Annotated in this window: 11 protein-coding genes and 6 tRNA genes; 14 read left to right on the top strand and 3 right to left on the bottom strand. The window is 64.9% G+C overall.

Annotated elements, in window-relative coordinates:
* Positions 1 to 64 precede the first annotated feature (64 nt).
* The 3 genes from LZ605_RS11385 to LZ605_RS11375 are packed head-to-tail and all read left to right on the top strand — an operon-like array spanning position 65 to position 2,548.
* Complete coding sequence (locus LZ605_RS11385) at positions 65 to 808, top strand: cysteine hydrolase family protein (protein ID WP_249841799.1); 744 nt, start codon at positions 65 to 67, stop codon at positions 806 to 808.
* A gap of 53 nt (positions 809 to 861) precedes the next feature.
* Positions 862 to 1,770: a LysR family transcriptional regulator gene (locus LZ605_RS11380; RefSeq protein ID WP_249841798.1), complete on the top strand. Its 909-nt coding sequence runs from the start codon at positions 862 to 864 to the stop codon at positions 1,768 to 1,770.
* Positions 1,771 to 1,795: 25 nt separating this feature from the next.
* On the top strand, positions 1,796 to 2,548 hold the full coding sequence (locus LZ605_RS11375; RefSeq protein WP_249841797.1) for a sulfite exporter TauE/SafE family protein: 753 nt from the start codon (positions 1,796 to 1,798) through the stop codon (positions 2,546 to 2,548).
* Positions 2,549 to 2,655: 107 nt separating this feature from the next.
* Here the strand turns inward: LZ605_RS11375 and LZ605_RS11370 are convergent, their stop codons facing one another.
* Complete coding sequence (locus tag LZ605_RS11370) at positions 2,656 to 3,414, bottom strand: Bax inhibitor-1/YccA family protein (RefSeq protein WP_107230000.1); 759 nt, start codon at positions 3,412 to 3,414, stop codon at positions 2,656 to 2,658.
* Between the two features lie 180 nt (positions 3,415 to 3,594).
* On the opposite strand from LZ605_RS11370, the gene LZ605_RS11365 reads away from it, so the two are divergent.
* Both LZ605_RS11365 and LZ605_RS11360 read left to right on the top strand, forming a co-directional pair.
* Positions 3,595 to 3,671: transfer RNA gene (locus LZ605_RS11365), tRNA-Pro, on the top strand.
* Between the two features lie 39 nt (positions 3,672 to 3,710).
* Positions 3,711 to 3,787 (top strand) — tRNA-Arg (locus tag LZ605_RS11360).
* Between the two features lie 162 nt (positions 3,788 to 3,949).
* On the opposite strand, the gene LZ605_RS11355 is transcribed toward LZ605_RS11360, so the two are convergent.
* The gene (locus LZ605_RS11355; RefSeq protein WP_249841796.1) at positions 3,950 to 4,438 is read right to left on the bottom strand and encodes a hypothetical protein; all 489 of its coding nucleotides are present in this window, start codon (positions 4,436 to 4,438) and stop codon (positions 3,950 to 3,952) included.
* A 13-nt stretch (positions 4,439 to 4,451) separates the two neighbouring features.
* Positions 4,452 to 5,351: a hypothetical protein gene (locus tag LZ605_RS11350; RefSeq protein ID WP_249841795.1), complete on the bottom strand. Its 900-nt coding sequence runs from the start codon at positions 5,349 to 5,351 to the stop codon at positions 4,452 to 4,454.
* 671 nt (positions 5,352 to 6,022) lie between these two features.
* Here LZ605_RS11350 and LZ605_RS11345 point away from each other — a divergent pair.
* The 9 genes from LZ605_RS11345 (at position 6,023) to lon (ending at position 13,434) form a co-directional block, all read left to right on the top strand.
* Positions 6,023 to 6,099, top strand: a tRNA-His gene (locus tag LZ605_RS11345).
* 79 nt (positions 6,100 to 6,178) lie between these two features.
* Positions 6,179 to 6,254: transfer RNA gene (locus tag LZ605_RS11340), tRNA-Lys, on the top strand.
* A gap of 196 nt (positions 6,255 to 6,450) precedes the next feature.
* Positions 6,451 to 6,526: transfer RNA gene (locus tag LZ605_RS11335), tRNA-Lys, on the top strand.
* A 220-nt stretch (positions 6,527 to 6,746) separates the two neighbouring features.
* The gene (locus tag LZ605_RS11330; RefSeq protein WP_249841794.1) at positions 6,747 to 7,043 is read left to right on the top strand and encodes a hypothetical protein; all 297 of its coding nucleotides are present in this window, start codon (positions 6,747 to 6,749) and stop codon (positions 7,041 to 7,043) included.
* Positions 7,044 to 7,153: 110 nt separating this feature from the next.
* Positions 7,154 to 7,238 (top strand) — tRNA-Leu (locus LZ605_RS11325).
* Between the two features lie 188 nt (positions 7,239 to 7,426).
* On the top strand, positions 7,427 to 8,722 hold the full coding sequence (gene tig / locus LZ605_RS11320; RefSeq protein ID WP_249841793.1) for a trigger factor: 1,296 nt from the start codon (positions 7,427 to 7,429) through the stop codon (positions 8,720 to 8,722).
* 76 nt (positions 8,723 to 8,798) lie between these two features.
* A complete protein-coding gene (gene clpP / locus LZ605_RS11315; RefSeq protein WP_019659528.1) occupies positions 8,799 to 9,425 on the top strand; it encodes an ATP-dependent Clp endopeptidase proteolytic subunit ClpP in 627 nt (208 codons plus the stop codon).
* Positions 9,426 to 9,551: 126 nt separating this feature from the next.
* A complete protein-coding gene (gene clpX, locus LZ605_RS11310) occupies positions 9,552 to 10,841 on the top strand; it encodes an ATP-dependent Clp protease ATP-binding subunit ClpX (RefSeq protein ID WP_004154600.1) in 1,290 nt (429 codons plus the stop codon).
* A 142-nt stretch (positions 10,842 to 10,983) separates the two neighbouring features.
* Complete coding sequence (lon, locus tag LZ605_RS11305; protein ID WP_249844879.1) at positions 10,984 to 13,434, top strand: endopeptidase La; 2,451 nt, start codon at positions 10,984 to 10,986, stop codon at positions 13,432 to 13,434.
* Positions 13,435 to 13,499: the final 65 nt, after the last annotated feature.

Here is a 13,499-nt window from a genome sequence, read left to right as displayed (position 1 = left end):
GGCTGGTTCGTGCGTCAGGCGCTCCGCATCCTGTGCCCCACACCCATCGCACAGGAATCCGCACATGAACCTCACCGCCTTTGGCCTGGCCAGCCTGATCGGCATGGCCGCCGCTGCCCCGGTTGCCGCCGTCGAGCCGTCCCACCCCACCATCCGCCACATGGCCGGCGCGCCGTCGGTGACCGCGCTGGATGCAGCGAAGACCGCCGTGCTGGTGATCGACTTCCAGAACGAGTATTTCGATGCCAGCGCCGCATCGGGCTTTGCCGGTGGCCGCATGGTCATCCCCGATGGCGTGGCCGCGCTGCGCCAGGCCAAGCGGGTGGTCGAATTTGCCGACGCCAACGGCATCCGCGTGATCCACGTGCAGCACGTGCTGCCGGCCGGTGCGCCGCTGTTTGCGCAGGGCAGCGTCAATGCGGCCTTCCATCGCGACCTGCAGCCGCGCAAGGGCGAGACCGTGGTGCAGAAGGACAACGTCAGCGTGTTCGCTGGCAGCTCGGCCGCGGTGCTCGACACGGTGCTGAAGGACGCCGGCATCGACACGCTGATCGTCACCGGCCTGCAGACCCACGCCTGCGTGGCCGGTGCCGCGCGCGATGCGGCCGCTGCGCCGCGCGGCTATCGGGTGATCGTGGCCTCCGATGCCAGTGCCAGCCGTGACCTGGACCTGGCCAATGGCGGTCGCATCGATCATCGCGTGCTGCACGAGGCCTCGCTGGCGCAGATCGAAGACACCTTCGGTGATGTCATGCGTACCGATGCGATTCTGGCGCTGCCGGTGCGCAAGGCCGGCAACGGCGCTTGATAAGCTGGCGGGGTCCGCACGTCGCGGGCCTCGCCCTGTGGAGCCGACCACCGATGGACCACTTTGCCGCTCTGCGCGCGCTGCGCGCCATCGTTGATGCGGGCAGTTTTACCGCCGCCGCCGAGCGCCTGGGCACCACGCACTCGGCGATGTCACGGCAGCTGCGCCAGCTGGAAGAGCACCTGCAGGTTCGCCTGCTCGATCGCAACAGCCGACGGTTGTCATTGACCGAAGCCGGACGCGACTACTACCGGGAGGCCGGCGCGCTGCTGGACCGCCTGCAGGAAGTCGATGACCGCGCGCGCGCCGGGCAGGCGCAGCCCAGCGGCACCGTGCGGATCAGTGTGCCGCAGGTGGTGGCCAGCCAGGAGTTGCCGCAGTGGCTGCCATCATTCCTGCAGCGCTACCCGCAGGTGACGCTGGACCTGTCGGCCGATGACCAGCTGGTGGATGTGGTCGGTGGCGGCTTCGACCTGGCCCTGCGCATCGCCGCCACGTTGCCGGACAGCCAGCTGGTCGCGCGCGAACTGGCCAGCTGCCCGCGCATCCTGGTGGCTGCGCCGGCCTATCTGGCACGTCATGGTCTGCCACGGCAGGCTGCGGATCTCGAACAACACACGCTGCTGGGATTCAGTCCCACCCCGTCAATGCCGCTCTGGCAGCTGCAGGGGCCGCGCGGTGCCAGCGTGAGCATCGAGGCCGGCCAGCGCCTGCGCGTGGATGCCACGCCCGCGCTGTATGCCGCCGCGCTGGCCGGAATGGGCATCAGCCTGTTCACTGCACTGACCGTCCAGGAGGACCTGCGCGCGGGCCGCTTGATCCGCGTGTTGCCGGCCTGGCATGCCGGGCAGCGCCGCTACTTCGCGTTGTATCCGCATGCACGTGCACTGGCGCCGAAAGTGCGCGTGCTGGTCGAGCACCTCGCAGCGCACTACGCTGCCCAGGTGGGCGCGGCAGGGTAGCCGCGCATCTGCAACCGAGGTGGTGATGGAGTCGGTGTATCTGCTGGTCGCGCTCGGCGCGATCGTCGCTGGATTCGTGCAGGGCTTGTCCGGCTTCGCCTTCGGCATGGTGGCGATGTCGTTCTGGGCGTGGGGACTGGAGCCGCGCCTGGCCGCCACACTGTCGGTGTTCGGCGCGCTGGTCGGCCAACTGGTGGCGGTGTTCACCGTGCGCCGCGGTTTCAACCTGCGCCTGCTGCTGCCGTTCGTGCTGGGCGGGCTGGCCGGCATTCCGATGGGCGTGATGGTGCTGCCGCAGCTGGACATGGACTGGTTCAAGGCGCTGCTGGGCGGCTTCCTGGCACTGTGGTGCCCGGTGATGCTGATGGCGCGGTCGTTGCCGCCGGTCACCGTCGGCGGCCGCGTGGGCGATGCGATCGCCGGCATGGCCGGGGGTGTGCTCAGCGGCATCGGCGGTTTCGCCGGACCGGTGCCGACGCTGTGGAGCACGCTGCGGGGCTTCGGCAAGGACGAGCAGCGTGCGGTCATCCAGAATTTCAATCTGGCGATGCTGGCGGTGACCATGGGCACCTATGTCGGAAGTGGCCTGGTGACGCGGCAGATGCTGCCGTACTTCGCCATCGTGGCACCGGCGATGCTGGTGCCGACGCTGTTGGGCGCGCGGGTCTACATCGGCATCAGCGAAGCGCGTTTCCGGCAGGTCGTGCTGAGCCTGCTGACCGCCTCCGGCATCGCGCTGCTGGCGTCGTCACTGCCGGTGCTGCTGGCCGGGCGGTAGCTGTGGAAGGTCATGGGATCCTGCTCCGTAGCGTCGAGCAAGCTCGACGCTACGAAAAAGCCGCGACCCTTGCGGATCGCGGCTTGTCGTTTACGGCACGCCAGGACTCAGCGCTGCTGGATCTTCGACAGCAGTCGCAGGAACTCCACATACAGCCAGACCAGGGTCACCATCAGGCCGAATGCGCCATACCATTCCATGTACTTCGGCGCGCGCTGGGCCACGCCGGTCTCGATGAAGTCGAAATCCAGCACCAGGTTGAGTGCGGCCACCACCACCACGAACAGGCTGAAGGCGATGCCCAGCCAGCTGGCGTCGTGGATCACCGGCACGTTGATGTTGAAGAAGCCGAGTACGAACGAGGCCAGGTAGAGCAGGGCAATGCCCCCGGTGGCGGCGACCACGCCCATCTTGAAGTTCTCGGTGGCCTTGATCACGCCGCTGCGGTAGGCGATCAGCAATGCGGCCAGCGTGCCGAAGGTCAGCAGCACGGCCTGGAACACGATGCCCGGGTACTTCATGTTGAACAGGGCCGAGACCGCGCCCAGGAACAGGCCTTCGACCAGTGCGTACATCGGCGCGGTGACCGGCGACCATTCCTTCTTGAAGATGGTGATCAGCGCCAGCACCAGGCCACCGATCGCGCCGCCCATGGCGTACAGGCCGGCACCGCCGGTCATCTGGCCGTACGCGTCGACCGACTGGTTCCAGGCGAAGGCGGCGGTCAGCACGGTCAACAGCAGCAGGATGCCGGTCTTGTTGGCGGTGCCGTTGAGGGTCATCACCTGGTCGGGGCGGGTCACCACCGAACCGTTGGCGAGGTCGAGGAAAGTCGACTCGGAAAGAGCCGGGTTGCCGCTGCGCATGCGCGTTCTCCGTGCGAATGAGGGTCTGGACGGCCATCCGGCCGATCACCGCGAGCATAGCCGATGACCGCGCACGGCGCTGTTGCCGGCGCCTGCGTCGCGCTGCGCGCGTTGACAGTTCGCAATGCGCTTGGCGACAATGACCAGCTCCCCGGGCCCGGCCCGAGGGGATTGCAAGACCGGGGTATAGCGCAGTCTGGTAGCGCGCCTGCTTTGGGAGCAGGATGTCGGGGGTTCGAATCCCTCTACCCCGACCAATCCCACATCACGTCGGATTGGACACCGTTCCGGTTCGGGCGCCCGTAGCTCAACTGGATAGAGCACCGGCCTTCTAAGCCGGCGGTTACAGGTTCGATTCCTGTCGGGCGCGCCATTGGAATCAATGGTTTATAGATTATCTTGATGCTGGCGGAGCCTCTCCGGGGAACACCGGGGATGCGCGGATCGCGACATCGTGGGCAACAAAAAAGGCCAGCGCGGTGCGCTGGCCTTTCTGCGTCCTGGCGGGGCACTGCGTTGCAGTGCCCCGCGTGGATCACAGCTGCTCGAGTTCGCCCACATCAACCCTGCCGCCACCGCAGTTGCCGTGGCAGCCGCCGCTGATCGGGCCGCTGCCGCCACCACCGCCGCCGCCACCGCCACCGCCACCACCACCGCCGCCACGTGCAGGGGGCGGCAGGACGGTGGAAACAACCGTGCCACTGTCGAACACCTGGTTGTAGCGCAGGGTGTAGTCCGCGCAGACGATGCCATTGCACACCGTCAGGGTGTCGCCGGGCTTCATCCGGTTCGCGACCTGCCACACGGTCCCGCTCGAGGGGCTCAGGCGCTCACGCTCCCGGGACAGCACGCGATACGTTGCTTCATCCGGATTCGGTACGGTGACCGTGCACTCGCTGCAGTTGAGAACGCCGCGATTGGCCGCAGACGCCTCCCAGGCAGTCAGGAGTACCAGTGCGCCGAGCAGGATCGAAAGATGCTTCGTTCGAAACCCTGGAGTGTCCTTGATTCCCACAGTTTTCATGTTTTCCTTTCCCCTATTTCAGGATGCAACAGTTCTGATAGATGTTTTCAGCAAGGGTTCGTGAGTTGGCCTTCTCCTCCTGAGTCAGGTCTTTCTCGTAGCGCATCAGATCGTCATGGGTGACCAGGCGCGGGTTGACCCTCTGCAACGCGCGCGCGTATGCCCAGGCGCGCACAGGGTCGGGTTGGGTGAAGCTGCCGGCGGCGTACGCTCTTTCCAGATCACCGAGTGCGGAAATGTTTCCCTGTGCAGCCAGTGCATCGAGATAGTTGAGCGCGGTCTCCTTCCATTGGCTGAGCCGGGCCGGATCCCGAATGGCGTCATCCAGTGAGCCGATGACCTTCTCGGGAGAGAGCGAGTAGGCGCGCATGGCTTCCTGCGAGCCCATGGCAGCAGCCTTGGAGAGCCAATCGGTGTGGTAGATGTCACGCTCCAGCGCCAGCGATTCGCACTCCTTGAGCAGGCGCTCGGATCGTTCCAGGAACCAGCCGCCCGCACCGACGCTGGCGGCCGAGTCAGCCAGTACGTCGGCGCGGTCCGAAGTGAAGGTCTGGCACTGCTCGATGGTCAGATGGATCTCGTAGGTTGCCGTGGCATCGCCGGCGTCGGAGCGCAGCATCAGTTGCCTGACGTGGGCGAGTGCATCGCCCGCAGGGCGGAATTCGTGTGCCCGGGTGATCTGGTAGGCCTTGGGTCCCACTGCGGTGTACGAGCCGGGCGGGATCCTGCTGTCCCTCTCAAGCCGCTGTGCGGTTGCCGCACCGGGGCTTGGCGGCTGCGCCTGCCGGGTTGATTCCTGCGACGGGCCGACGCGTCTGGTTGCATCCGCGTGCATGGCATCTGCAGGCGCCTGCTGCAGGTGGACGAACAGTGCAATGGCCGCCGCTGTCAGCACCGCTGCCAGTGCGATCACTCCGATTAGCCGTTTTCTCATCTGGTGTTTCACCTTCGTTGCCGGACGGGACAGGGTTTCAAATGTCCGCCTCGCCTTCCATGTCCCACTGCTAACGGTGCATGAGCGGACCTCCCCCACTGTCATTCGCGATTCGTTCACTATTTGTTCATTTATTGTTCACGCGTCAGCTTGCCGATGAGGATCGGGGCTGGCGCCCGGAATTGGGCGTCGGAGGTGTTGCGGTGGCGGGCCGTCCGTGCGCTGCGGCGCAATGCCACCAAGTGGTGGGTGGACAGCCGTGTGTCGTGTTGTCTGGATGGTCGATCCGTTTCCGCGTCCATCACCGGACCGCGCGTTTCCGACCATGCGTGGCCAATGAAGGAGGCGTGCATCGCACTGCGTCCACACCTGGCCGCAGGAGAGTGGAGAACACGCGCGATGTTGTGGGTCGCCGCAGAGCAGAAACGCGGCTGGCGCCGCTGACCGTTCGCGGCACAGGGTGCGAAATTGTGGCCACGCATCGCTGATGCGGGTGCCTGCACATCAATGTGAAGAAACGCTTGCAATTCCTTCGCGACTCCCGGAAAATGCCGGACTCGCTTCGGGGGACGGACTTCTGGTTCCACCCGGTTGCAAAGCATCAAGGTTCCAACGCCAGCCTCATCGGCGAGGGAGCAAGCGTTTCAGTGGTGGCTGTAGCTCAGTTGGTTAGAGTACCGGATTGTGATTCCGGTGGTCGGGGGTTCGAATCCCCTCAGCCACCCCACTGTTTCAACCGCTTCGGCGCAGCCGAAACGGTATTGCAATAAACAGAATGCACGCTACAATGTGCGTCTGAGTTTCACGGGCCGTTAGCTCAGTTGGTAGAGCAGTTGACTCTTAATCAATAGGTCCAAGGTTCGAATCCTTGACGGCCCACCAAGACGGAAGCCACCTGGTACGCCAGGTGGCTTTTTTCTTTAAGTGTGACTCCTTCTTTTGGTTGGATCACACGCGGCAGACCCCCGCCTGGCGTGGATCTGCCGCAGCAGCGGGATCGCAGTGCTGGTTTCAACGATGTTGAAAATAGTGCTTGCGCCCACCGAGCGGATCGGGTCATAATTCGCGCCCCGATTTCGGGCTGTTAGCTCAGTTGGTAGAGCAGTTGACTCTTAATCAATAGGTCCAAGGTTCGAATCCTTGACAGCCCACCAGACGAAAGCCACTTGGTTTACCAAGTGGCTTTTTTCTTGTCCGCGCGTGTGGGCGGCCTTCATCCACGCATGGCGTGGATCTACTGAAGCGGTGATGAAAGCCGGGGCATACGCGTCATCGGTGTTTTCAATGCTGTGCGCTGCTTCTCACTGCAGTGCCTCCTGCATCGCACCCAATGGTGGTTCCGCGCCGATGGCGCATGCATGGAGGACCATCCTGATGGCTGATTTCAATCGACTGCGCCTGGCGCTGCTGTTGCCGTTCGCACTGGTGGCGCTGACCGCGTGTGAGGCTGGGAGTGAGGCTGCCGGACATGATGCCGCTGCGCAGAGTGCTCCCGCTGCTCCGGCTGGTCAGGCGACGCCGATGCAGTCGACCGCGCCGATGGAGGGGGCGGAGCCGTCCGGGGCGGTGCAGATGCGCCGGACCGGTGACGGTGGTGTCGAGATCCGCAGGATGGACGCGGCGGACGGGCAGGGCGCTGGCGCGGCGCCGGCCGAACCCCACCAGCCGTGATCCATCAGCGTCCCGGGCGGCTGCCAGTCGCCCGGGACGGCATATTCAGCTTTGTGCAGGCCTTCCGCTTCCTGCGCCCGCCTGCGACAATGAACGCCTGTGCCGGCCACGCGAAAGTGGCGGAATTGGTAGACGCCCTGGATTTAGGTTCCAGTGCCGCAAGGCGTGGGGGTTCGAGTCCCCCCTTTCGCACCAGTGCCGGCCTGTCCCCGCCCTGATCGGGCCATCGGCGCCCCCTTGACCGGCACGCGCTGGCAGTGCACGCCGAATTGGGCGAAACTAAAGGGCTGCGGCAAGCAGGCGCGTCCCAGACGTCGTGTCCTTACAACCGTTTCATCCCATCATCGAGCCGGGGGCCTGGGCCACCGGTGGCAGGAGTCAACATGCAAGCTTCGATCGAATCCACCGGCAACCTGGAACGCCGCCTGAGCTTCTCGCTGCCGGAAGACCGTCTGCAGAGCCACATCGTCGGCCGCCTGGGCGAAATCGCCCGTACCACCCGCATCAAGGGTTTCCGTCCGGGCAAGGTGCCGGCCAAGGTGATCGAGCAGCGCTTCGGCGCGCAGGTCCGTGGCGAGGCGCTGGACGGCCTGCTGCGCGAAACCTTCGACGCGGCCGTGCGTGAGCATGACCTGCGCATCGTCGGCAGCCCGCGCATCGACAAGGGCGAGGAAGGTGAATTCTCCTTCGTGGCCACCGTGGAAGTGGTGCCGGACTTCGGCGACCTCGACGTCAGCAAGCTGACCGTGGTGCGCCACACCGCCGAGATCAGCGACGCCGACATCGACCAGATGATCGAGAACCTGCAGAACCAGCGCCGTACCTGGGCCCCGGTCAGCCGTGGCGCGCAGGACGGTGACCTGGTCGCGGTGGAAACCTGGTCGCAGGCCGGCGAAGAGCGCCTGCCGGCCGAAGGCACCGAGAAGGGTTCGATCGTGCTCGGCCAGGGCATGATGTTCGACACCATCGAGAAGGGTCTGGTCGGCCTGGCCAAGGGTGAAGAGAAGACCCTGGACGTCGACTTCCCGGCGGACTGGCGCGTGCCGGTGCTGGCGGGCAAGACCGTGCAGGTCACCGTCAAGGTGACTGAAGTGTCCGAGCCGGTCGTGCCGGCGGTGGACGAAGCCTTCATCAAGAGCTTCGGCGTGAAGGGGGGCGACGTCGAGCAGTTCCGCAGCGACATCCGCGCCAACCTGGAGCGTGAGCTGAAGGGCGCGCTGATGAACCGCCTGCGCCGCGAAGTAGGTGAGCAGCTGATCGCCGCTTACTCCTCGGTGGAAATGCCGCCGCGCCTGGTCGACAACGAAGCCCGCGCCATGCTGGCCCAGCAGGTCGAGCAGATCCGCCGCAACGGCCAGAACGTCGGTGAGATCCCGGCCGACGCCCACGAAGGCTTCAAGGACGCGGCTGCCAAGCGCGTGCTGGTCGGCCTGGTGGTGGGTGAAGTGGCCCGCACCAATGATCTGCGCCTGGAACCCAAGCGCCTGAACGAAACGATGCGTCTGATCGCTTCGACCTACGAAGAGCCGGAACAGGTCATTGAGATGTACCGCAACGACCCCCAGCTGATGTCTGGCCTGCAGAACCGTGTGATGGAAGAGCAGGTGATCGACTGGATCGCCGAGCGTGCCCAGCACACCGAAGAGAAGCTGTCGTTCCAGGACGCGATCCGCCAGTAAGCCTGGGCGGATCACCGCATCCCCCGCGCCGTTGCCGGCGCGGGGTTGTTTCCCCCCAAGACAGGTACCTCACGTAATGGACAACCGAACCAAAGCCCTGAACCTGGTTCCGATGGTGGTCGAGCAGACCAGCCGCGGCGAGCGTGCCTACGACATCTATTCGCGCCTGTTGAAGGAGCGCCTGATCTTCCTCGTGGGCCCGATCGACGATCACATGGCCAACGTGGTGGTGGCGCAGTTGCTGTTCCTGGAATCGGAAAACCCGGAAAAGGACATCAACATCTACATCAACTCGCCGGGTGGCGTGGTCACCGCCGGCATGGCGATCTACGACACCATGCAGTACATCAAGCCGAATGTGAGCACCACCTGCATCGGCCAGGCCGCCTCGATGGGCGCCCTGCTGCTGGCCGCGGGCGAAGCCGGCAAGCGCTATGCGCTGCCGAACTCGCGCGTGATGATCCACCAGCCGCTGGGCGGCTATCAGGGCCAGGCCACCGACATCGACATTCACGCGCGTGAGATCCTGACCCTGCGTTCGCGCCTGAACGAGATCCTGGCCAAGCACACCGGCCAGTCGCTGGAGACGATCGCCCGCGATACCGAGCGCGACAACTTCAAGAGCGCCTTTGAAGCCCAGGCCTACGGTCTGGTCGACCAGGTGCTGGAGCGTCGTCCGGATGAGTCGATCCAGGCCGGCTGACCGGCCTTCACGGGGCCAGGGAGGCTCCGTTCCTGCAGGGTCGGGCGGGACTGGTGTCCCCTCGGCCCTGTGCTATTCTCGAATCGAACCCCCGTTCAGCGGGTGGGGTAACTGGGTAAGCGAAGCATGAGCGAAGACCGCCAAGGTCGTTCCACGGACACCGGCAAGATCCTCTACTGCTCTTTCTGCGGCAAGAGCCAGCATGAAGTGCGCAAGCTGATTGCGGGTCCGAGCGTGTTCATCTGCGATGAATGCGTGGAGCTGTGCAACGACATCATCCGTGAGGAACTTGAGGAAAAGGCGCAGTCGGCGCGCAGTTCGCTGCCCAAGCCGCGCGAGATCCTCGAGGTTCTCGACCAGTACGTGATCGGCCAGAACCGCGCCAAGCGCACCCTGGCCGTGGCCGTGTACAACCACTACAAGCGCATCGAGAGCCGGCAGAAGAACGACGACGTCGAACTGGCGAAGTCGAACATCCTGCTGGTCGGCCCGACCGGTTCGGGCAAGACCCTGCTGGCCGAGACCCTGGCCCGCCTGCTCAACGTGCCGTTCACCATGGCCGACGCCACCACGCTGACCGAAGCCGGTTACGTGGGCGAGGACGTGGAGAACATCATCCAGAAGCTGCTGCAGAAGTGCGACTACGACGTCGAGAAGGCGCAGCAGGGCATCGTCTACATCGATGAGATCGACAAGATTTCGCGCAAGAGCGAGAACCCGTCGATCACCCGCGATGTGTCCGGCGAAGGCGTGCAGCAGGCGCTGCTGAAGCTGATCGAAGGCACCGTGGCCAGCGTTCCGCCGCAGGGTGGCCGCAAGCACCCGCAGCAGGAATTCCTGCAGGTGGACACCAAGAACATCCTGTTCATCTGCGGCGGTGCGTTCGCCGGGCTGGACAAGGTGATCCAGGCCCGTTCCACCGACGTGGGCAGCATCGGCTTCGGTGCCAAGGTCAAGAGCAGCGAGCGCAAGCAGGAAGTGGGCAAGGTGCTGGCCGAAGTCGAGCCGGAAGACCTGATCAAGTTCGGCCTGATTCCCGAGTTCGTCGGCCGCCTGCCGGTGGTGGCGACCCTGGAGGAGCTGGACGAGCCGGCACTGATCAAGATCCTGACCGAGCCGAAGAACGCCATCACCAAGCAGTTCAAGAAGCTGTTCGAGATGGAGAACGTCGAGCTGGAGTTCCGTCCGGACGCGCTGTCGGCCATTGCCCGCAAGGCGCTCAAGCGCAAGACCGGTGCCCGTGGCCTGCGCACCATCGTCGAATCGGTCCTGCTGGACACCATGTACGACCTGCCGTCGCAGGAAAACGTCAGCAAGGTGGTGGTGGACGAGTCGGTGATCGAGCACAAGTCCGAGCCGTACCTGATCTACCAGACCCCGGCGGCCCCTGAACAGAAGGCCGCAGGCGCCGAGTGATCCTTCCAGGTTGTTGATTGGAAAGGATTTTCAAGGAATGCCTTGCATCTGAAAGCCGATGGCCCCATAACGGGGCCATCGGCTTTTTTTGTCTCCGGAAGATGCCCTCCCGGAGGCGGTTTTCCCCTTCCCTGGAGCCCCCATGGCCCGTTCCCCAAGTGAAACCCTCGACCTGCCGGTCCTGCCGCTGCGCGACGTAGTGGTGTTCCCGCACATGGTCATCCCGCTGTTCGTCGGTCGTGACAAGTCCATGCACGCGCTCGAACAGGCAATGGAATCGGACAAGCGCATCCTGCTGCTGGCGCAGAAGTCGGCCGAGACCGACGACCCGCATGCGGCCGACCTCTACCAGGTCGGTACGCTGGCGCAGGTGCTGCAGCTGCTGAAGCTGCCCGACGGCACCATCAAGGTGCTGGTCGAAGGCCTGTCGCGCGTGCAGGTCACCCACGTCGACGAGCGCAACGGCTCGCTGCACGGCCAGGCGGTGGAGATCGACGCCGTTGACGGTCGCGAGGCGCGCGAGGTCGAAGCGATCGCACGCTCGCTGATGTCGCTGTTCGAGCAGTACGTGAAGACCAACCGCAAGCTGCCGCCGGAACTGCTGCAGACGCTGTCGGGCATCGATGAGCCGGCACGCCTGGCCGATACCATCGCCGCCCACATCAGCGTGCGCCTGGCCGACAAGCAGCGCCTACTGGAGACGCTGGCGGTGAGTGAGCGCCTGGAGATGCTGGTCGGTCTGGTCGATGGCGAGATCGACGTGCAGCAGATGGAAAAGCGCATCCGCGGCCGCGTGAAGTCGCAGATGGAAAAGAGCCAGCGCGAGTACTACCTCAACGAACAGATGAAGGCCATCCAGAAGGAACTGGGTGACCTGGACGATGCGCCGGGCGAGCTGGAAGAGCTTGCGCGCAAGATCGCCGAAGCCGGCATGCCCAAGGCGGTGGAAGCCAAGGCGCGCAACGAACTGAACAAGCTCAAGCAGATGTCGCCGATGTCGGCCGAAGCGGCGGTCGTGCGCAACTACCTGGAGTGGCTGCTGGGCGTGCCGTGGAAGAAGCGCAGCAAGGTGCGCAAGGACCTGAAGGCCGCGCAGGACACCCTGGATGCCGATCACTACGGTCTGGAGAAGGTCAAGGACCGCATCCTGGAATACCTGGCGGTGCAGTCGCGGGTGAAGCAGATGAAGGGCCCGATCCTGTGCCTGGTCGGGCCGCCGGGCGTGGGCAAGACCTCGCTGGGCCAGTCCATCGCCAAGGCCACCAACCGCAAGTTCGTGCGCATGTCGCTGGGCGGCGTGCGCGACGAGGCCGAGATCCGTGGCCACCGCCGCACCTACGTCGGTTCGATGCCGGGCCGCATCGTGCAGAACCTCAACAAGGTCGGCAGCAAGAACCCGCTGTTCGTGCTCGATGAGATCGACAAGATGTCGATGGACTTCCGTGGCGATCCGTCTTCGGCGCTGCTGGAAGTGCTCGATCCGGAGCAGAACAACGCGTTCAACGACCACTACCTGGAAGTGGACCTGGACCTGTCCGAAGTGATGTTCGTGGCCACCTCGAACTCGCTCAACATTCCGGGCCCGCTGCTGGACCGCATGGAAGTGATCCGCATCCCCGGCTACACCGAGGATGAGAAGCTCAACATCGCCACCCGCTACCTGGTTCCGAAGCAGATCAAGGCCAACGGCCTGCAGCCGGAAGAGCTGGAGATCGGCAGCGATGCCATCCAGGACATCGTGCGCTACTACACGCGCGAATCGGGTGTGCGCAATCTGGAACGCGAGATCGCCAAGATCTGCCGCAAGGTGGTGAAGGAGATCGCGCTGGCCGGCCCGCAGCCGGCGGCGAAGGTGAAGAAGGGCGCGAAGAAGAAGGCGCTGGTGAGCGTGTCCGGCAAGAACCTGGACAAGTACCTGGGCGTGCGTCGCTTCGACTTCGGCCGCGCCGAGGAAGAAAACGAGATCGGCCTGGTCACCGGCCTGGCGTGGACCGAGGTGGGTGGCGACCTCCTGCAGATCGAATCGACGCTGGTGCCGGGCAAGGGCCAACTGATCCTGACCGGCCAGCTCGGCAACGTGATGAAGGAATCGGCGTCGGCGGCGTTGTCGGTGGTGCGTTCGCGCGCGGTCGGTTTCGGTATCGATCCGGAGTTCCTGCAGAAGCACGACGTGCACCTGCACGTGCCCGACGGCGCCACGCCGAAGGATGGCCCGAGTGCCGGTGCGGCGATGGTCACCTCGCTGGTGTCGATGCTGACCAGGGTGGCGGTGCGTGCCGACGTGGCGATGACCGGCGAGATCACGCTGCGCGGTCGCGTCACCGCCATCGGCGGGCTGAAGGAGAAGCTGCTGGCAGCGCTGCGCGGCGGCATCCGCACGGTCATCATTCCGGAGGAGAACCGCAAGGATCTGGCGGACATCCCGGCCAACGTCACCCGCGATCTGAAGATCGTGCCAGTGAAGTACATCGAAGAGGTACTGGATCTGGCATTGGAGCGTCCGCTGGCGCCCAAGAAGGCGCGTAAGAGTGCGCAGCGCGTCACTGTGCGCAGCAAGGCGAAACCGAGTGGAAGCGCGCGCGTCAAGCATTGACGCGCGCTGTCCAATGGCCCGAAACCCGCGTCGTTGCTGGCTTTCCACCTTGCGTGGGGGTAGGG

The organism is Stenotrophomonas maltophilia (assembly GCF_023518235.1).
Lineage (GTDB): Bacteria > Pseudomonadota > Gammaproteobacteria > Xanthomonadales > Xanthomonadaceae > Stenotrophomonas.
The sequence above is the reverse complement of the archived record's forward strand: the minus strand, read 5'-3'. Positions and strand labels throughout refer to the sequence as shown.